Annotated in this window: 1 protein-coding gene; it reads right to left on the bottom strand. The window is 77.1% G+C overall.

The genetic code is table 11. The features are described 5' to 3' along the window. A partial coding sequence (locus SACPADRAFT_RS34580) for a beta-ketoacyl synthase N-terminal-like domain-containing protein (protein ID WP_040924248.1) occupies nucleotides 1-227 on the bottom strand: 227 nt, incomplete at both ends.

Below are 227 nucleotides of genomic sequence, written 5' to 3'. Positions count from 1 at the left end.
CGCGTCGGCCAGCGCGGCGGCGATGACCCGCTGCTGCGCCGGTCCGTTCGGCGCGGTCAGCCCGTTGGAGGCTCCGTCGGAGTTCACGGCGGTGCCGCGCACGACGGCCAGCACGGGGTGACCGTTGGCCCCGGCGTCGGAGAGACGTTCGAGCACCAGGACACCCGCGCCCTCGGCCCAGCCGGTGCCGTCGGCGTCCGCGCCGAACGCCTTGCACCGGCCGTCGG

It is taken from the genome of Saccharomonospora iraqiensis subsp. paurometabolica YIM 90007, assembly GCF_000231035.2.
Lineage (GTDB): Bacteria > Actinomycetota > Actinomycetes > Mycobacteriales > Pseudonocardiaceae > Saccharomonospora > Saccharomonospora paurometabolica.
Note: the sequence above shows the minus strand (reverse complement) of the source record. Positions and strands in the feature narration are given on the sequence as shown.